Source organism: Cytophagales bacterium, from assembly GCA_019456305.1.
Taxonomy (GTDB): domain Bacteria; phylum Bacteroidota; class Bacteroidia; order Cytophagales; family VRUD01; genus VRUD01.
In genome coordinates, this window is sequence record VRUD01000096.1 from 8518 (window position 1) to 14269 (window position 5752).

The 5752-nt window shown below is 38.4% G+C and carries 4 protein-coding genes and 1 pseudogene (1 of these 5 cut by a window edge); all 5 read right to left on the minus strand.

Annotation, left to right across the window (positions count from 1 at the left end; translation table 11 throughout):
• A pseudogene (locus FVQ77_15685) lies at positions 1-762 on the minus strand (PKD domain-containing protein) (it extends 2352 nt beyond the left edge of the window).
• A 301-nt stretch (positions 763-1063) separates the two neighbouring features.
• Positions 1064-1600, minus strand: coding sequence for a hypothetical protein (locus tag FVQ77_15690; protein ID MBW8051743.1), 537 nt, complete (start codon positions 1598-1600; stop codon positions 1064-1066).
• A gap of 523 nt (positions 1601-2123) precedes the next feature.
• Positions 2124-3998 (minus strand): hypothetical protein, encoded by a 1875-nt coding sequence (locus FVQ77_15695; GenBank protein MBW8051744.1) that lies wholly within the window; start codon positions 3996-3998, stop codon positions 2124-2126.
• A gap of 26 nt (positions 3999-4024) precedes the next feature.
• Positions 4025-5149 carry a hypothetical protein gene (locus tag FVQ77_15700; GenBank protein MBW8051745.1) on the minus strand — a complete coding sequence of 375 codons (1125 nt, stop codon included), beginning with the start codon at positions 5147-5149 and terminating at the stop codon, positions 4025-4027.
• Positions 5150-5169: 20 nt separating this feature from the next.
• Positions 5170-5667, minus strand: a complete 498-nt coding sequence (gene ybeY / locus FVQ77_15705; protein MBW8051746.1) for an rRNA maturation RNase YbeY — start codon at positions 5665-5667, stop codon at positions 5170-5172.
• Between the last annotated feature and the right edge of the window lie 85 nt (positions 5668-5752).

Genomic DNA, 5752 nt, shown 5'->3' on the forward strand with positions numbered 1-5752 from the left:
AGCAATTAAAGTAAAAACATAGTCTCCCGTATCAGTGTATGCGTGAGAAGGATTAAATGCAGTGGAGCTATCCCCATCGCCAAAGTACCATAACTGGCTTACGGGCTCGGGCAATGACTCGCCAAAAAAACTGACATTTTCTCCCGGGCAGGCGGGATTTGGACTGGCATAAAAGCTTCCAAAAAAGGTAACATTCGGTATAACCCATACAGTATCGAAACCAGGGGTTGTATCGCTGCTGCAAGCAGTAGTTGCTATAAGTGTGGGAACATAAACACCTGAATCCAAATAAGTATGTGTGGGGTTAAACACAGTAGAGCTGTCTCCATCATCAAAAATCCATAGAAAGTCTGCATTATCAGGGAATGACCAATTAACAAATTCAACAGAATTGCCAGGACAAATAAGGAGCGGGTCGGGCCAAAAATCGGCAAATGGGAAACATTCAATGTTGATAACTGCAGTAGCTGTATCGCTGTTTCCCAGGGTGTCATAAGCAGTAAGTATTACCATGTAAGGGCTCCAAAAACACCCATACCAATGATAAGGGTTAACATTGGTATCTATGGGAGAGAAATCCCCAAAATTCCATTCGTAATAAACAGCGCCTGTGCTGGTATTGGTGAAAACTATCGAATCCGGTTCACAGCCGCCATTGGTAAAGGTATATGTAAAGCCAGCCACAGGTTGAGATAAGGCCTTTGGTGTTATCAGGAATAACACTGAAATAATTATACCAATTAGAAAACGTGGAAGCGACATGATTTTCAAAATGGGTTTCTTAATAATACCAATTATTGCATAAAAGTAACTAACAAATATAAAAAATGCAAATAAATAACAAAAAAATAATACTATAAATATTAATACTACGTATTTTATCAAGTTTGGTTTGAGGTTATTCAAAGAAAAGATATAGATCAAAGGAAAGTAATTGTTCAGGATAGTAATATGGAAGGGGGAAAACCAAGAACTAGTGTAGCAACAATTTAATTACGCAATATTGTAATCATAAAATATATTACAAATTAATGTTGCAAAACTAAATTGTTGCTACACTAGATCAATACTCCAGCAGTATTACACTTTCATGGATAATCGGAGTAGTGAAGTAGGTAAAATTCAATAAATAAAAACCCGGAGGATACCCTAAACTTCTGGCGCTGAATTGGTAGGTATAGTCACCTGCTACCTGCGATTGGTTTACTATTGTTTGAATCTTTTGAGAGAATTGATCAGAAACATCCATTACTACATGGCCATCAGCGGGTAATATATAATGGATAGTTGTATAACCGGAGTATGGATTTGGGGAAACACAAAATTCATATTCAAGCTGACCAAACGAATCATCACACCTTCCTACATAATCTCCATGAGCTAAGTGGGCAGCTAATGCTTTAGCCCCTACGCAAATTGTGTGGGCATTGGAAGGGTCGTCAAAAGGAATATGACAAACCGTTGTTTTATTGGGGTTATCGCAGGCAGAAAGATTATTTCCACTTCTAACACCTTTCACCGTCTCAAAAGTTTGGGCTTTTAAATTAAATAATGGTAGTATCACGAGAGCGCTTAACAATATTTTTAAATATGTTTTCATAATTAAATTGGGTTGTTAAAGCAGCTTAGTTTCTCCCTTCTGCTGTGTGTTTTATTTTTTTAGCATAATTTAGTATATAAACGAATAAAATGCAATAAAGGTTTCAATATTTTGTTTTTTTTATAAATTTTTGTTGTTTTTGTAGTAAAACAAAACAAACAAGCAGCAGTAGGCAGCGGCAGTTGGCAGTCCTGCCTCCTGCTGCTGCCGCTGCCAACTCTAACTTTCGGAAACCTGTCTCCCTTATTTGGTAAAATATTTAGTTTTTGGTTGTTAGTTTTTGGTTATGGTTTGATAGTTTATGGTTATAGTTTTTTAGTTTGTTGGTCGTGCCATGAGTCCGGCATTAGCAAACTATTGAACCAATGAACTAAAACTAATAACCAAAAACCATGAACTAAAATTTTGGTTCTGTTTTAATATAATGTAGATTTTTGTTTTGCGCACATATTCAGTCATTTACATTCGCATAAACAGCAATTGGTATAATGCCCCTCTTTCAGGATTCGCTCGTAACCGCTATTTAACACTCTTGTACGAAGAAATAATCAATCAATTTAAAAAGCATGTCAACTGTAAAACTGCGGTCACCTTCAAAATAAGCATCTATGGCAGCATAAATTTCATCGGCTGAAATGCAGAGATCACCATTACTATCTACTTTTTTGAATTCTTTTGGCATACCCTGCGTAGGTCCGGATTGAAAGTCTGATGCCGTTAATCCGAGCCTGGCAATTCCATCAGCATCCAGATTCGCAAAGCTGAATACACCTTTTTCATCCCAGGAACCGATTACCGTTCCATCAACAACATATTTACCATCGGCTCTAATATTTGAATTTTTCGCATCGCTAAGTTTAGAAATTTCATCAGGGGTAAGATTTTTAAAAGTAAACGTGTTATTTTCACTAAATTCACCAATGGTAATACCCTTCACCTTGTATTTTTTCTCTGCAGTGACCTTTGATTCATCAATCAAACCAATTTTATTGATTATATCAGCAGACAGGCTTACAAACTTAAATTTACTAATGCCAGCATCACTTGCTTGTCCCATCAATGTGATAAATTTTATCATGGGCTCCGGGAATGCTACTTTATATAAATCCAACCCGCCATAACCTCCTTCCCTCACAGTAGAGAAATAGGCGCTCCAGCCTGATGGAGTCAAGCGGAAAAAAATATCATCACTTTCATGATTGATGGGATAACCCAGGTTTACAGGATCAACCCAGTTTTCTTCCTTTAAAGTAGTTTTAAAAATATCATATCCTCCCATACCCGGATGACCTTTTGAACTAAAGTAAAGGATATTAGCATCAGTATTAAAATAAGGAGAAGCCTCATCATGTTCGGTATTGACAGGTTTGCCAATATTTTTTGCAGGTTGCCATTTACCCGAAGTAGCTTTATGACTTACGTAAATGTCTCTGCCACCTATTCCGCCAGGCCTGTCAGATACAAAATACAAGGTATTACCATCATTGGTTATGAATGGGTGGCTTTCCCAATATTTAGTATTGATCTTGCCGGGTAATCTCTCAACTATTTCCTCCTCGTCATTAATTTTTGTGCCATAGAAAATATCTCCCGACCCGCCATGTTTTGGATTTCCATGATAATTTTCCTCATATCTGTAAAAATAGATATTTTTTTTATCAGGAGTTATGCTTGCCACCGACTCGTGGTATTTTGTATTGACCAACCCAATTAATTTTTCCGGAGGCTGCCATAAAGTATCTTCAAATTTTGAAGTGAACAAATCCTCATAATCATGGCCCTCCTCTGTCTGCTCAAATCCTGTAGCTCCCTTTCTTGTTGAGGTAAAAACAAGTACGGTTTCGTCCTGGCTAAAAGATGGACAATAGTCATTGTATTGCGAATTGATGTTTTCTCCCAGGTTAATGATCTTTACCTTTACTTCTTTTTGATAAAGTTCTTTTCGGGCTGATGTATTACCAAGCTGGCTCTTACAATATGTTTGCCACTTTGTGACCTGAGCCTTTTGTTTTTTATTCAGGTACTTTTTAGCAACATCAAGACACGATTGGAAGTTTTTATCAGCATCTTTATATTTTTTCAGGATCATTTGAGACCTCCCCAGATTCATCAGTGCAATGGAATGCTCAGACTCAAAGTTTTCCACAAGGCTGAGAGCTGTTGTATAGTATTTTATAGCGCTTTGGTACTCTTTTGCCAGGTAAGCTTTATTGCCCTTCGATATGTTTTTATCGTAATTTTGGGCAGAAAGTTTTGTGTATGAAAGGATAATAGCGCTGCTAAGCAGAACTATAATTTGTCCTTTTCTTAGTGTTGCCATCACGCTGCAGGCTATTAATGACAGCGTGTCAGTATGACTCACCACATTATTAAAATAATTATTTACTCTTAATAACATATAAACATTGTTTTGTTTCTATTGAATTACTCCTCCATCTGCTTCCTCAACCTGTCCTGCTCATAAATCCTGTTTTTCAAAATTGTTGTGTACTTCCTTGCATCTTTCAGGCCATAAGTAATGTATGCTTTTTGAGCCCAGTCGAGCGCTGTTTGTAGCTCGCCAAATACTTCACTCACTAAAGCCATATTATAGCAGGCTTTTGCTGCCAGTTTCCCGTCAGGAGATCCAACCACTTTGTTCCACATTTCGGCAGCTCCTTCCCAGTCACTGGCATCTGCCTTGCGTTTGGCTATTTTCATGTTATCACTTCCTTTGGAATAAAAATAACGATTGACCCTGATCCAGGTAGGGGCTATACGTGCGGCATAGAGCCCGCCAGCTTCGTCACCTATAGAGCAAATAGCATCCTTTGAATGTATCAGATTTGCAGTTGCAGCATCTTCGGTATCTCTAATGTTTTCCCAGACCTTGGTTTTCGAAAGTCTTGCTTCATCTATTATTGTTGATGTTTTACAGGAATAAAATCGCCAGCCAACAGTAATGTGCATTTCTTTTACCGCCTTAAAGGCAGGGACCTTAATTGTTTGTCCCGCCTCGTTTTTTTTGTTCACTTCGCAGGGTACAACGCTTATTTTGGTGTCTGAGTCCAGGCTTTCCAGTGTGATGATCGCGTCCGCTGTATAGTCTTTGCATAATCCAGCTATTTTAGTAGAAGAAAGCGGGGGAGGAAAGACGCCTGTACCTGTTCCCTCCAATTCAATAGGTGGGGCTGTTACTTTGAACTTTGGCGAATTTCTCAATCCGTTTGCCAATGCTGTAACAGCATGTTCGGCCCCGGCTTTATCAGCGAATATCTCTTCGCCTGTTAAGGCTCCTTCTACTACATTGATCCATACTTTCCCTTTTTCCGGCTTGTAACGATTGATGACTGCCAGGTTGTTGATTTCTTTTGGAACATTAATATATGCCGGTTTTAATACCGACATGTGTACAGTAGTTTTACAGGATGCGATTAAAATCAGGCATGAAAGGGTAAAAAAGAAATATATTCTGTGGAAGAGCTTTGTTGTTCGCCCTGTGGGATTGCTTTGTACCCCTATGGGGATTCCACAGGGCAAGCATTTGAAAGGGGGTAATGTTGGTCTCATGATATTTTTGTATTTTTTTTTTACTTAAACACACGCAAAGATAAACAATCATCTTCTTTTTCCCTCATCAACGCTTTTTCTTTATCTGTTTTATCACTATATCCTAAAAGATGCAGTATGCCATGTATCATCACCCTGGCAAGTTCGTCCGGAAAGCTGTTGTCATAGTGCCTGGCATTTTCTTTAACCCTGTCTATGCTGATAAAAATATCTCCTTCGATTGCACATGGCGTCCCGGGTAACCCGGGAGCGTTCCTCGCCCCTTGACCCTTGCCCTTTGCCCCCTGCTCTTTTTTCCCCATCCCGGCATGATTGTAGGTAAGCACATCGGTTAATGTATCATGACCCAGGTGTTTTCGGTTTAATTTTTGGAGGTAGTTGTCACTGCAGAAGATGAAGTTTAATTGGTTTACAGAAAATCCTTCATTTTTAATGATCTTTGTTATCCAGGGGATTACTTTTTTTTTGTTGGGAAGATCAAACTGAATGTCTTCGGAAAAGAAATTTATTTTAACCACTAATTAGCGTCTGTCTATAAAGTCGAATGTTTAATATATTATAGTAAAAACATAACTTCGTAAGTTGATTAAAAAGTCGGCAGTC

Coding starts and splice junctions, on each gene's coding strand:
- FVQ77_15690 (MBW8051743.1), bottom strand. CDS start 1,600: ATGAAAACATATTTAAAAATATTGTTAAGCGCTCTCGTGATACTACCA.
- FVQ77_15700 (MBW8051745.1), bottom strand. CDS start 5,149: ATGAGACCAACATTACCCCCTTTCAAATGCTTGCCCTGTGGAATCCCC.
- FVQ77_15695 (MBW8051744.1), bottom strand. CDS start 3,998: ATGTTATTAAGAGTAAATAATTATTTTAATAATGTGGTGAGTCATACT.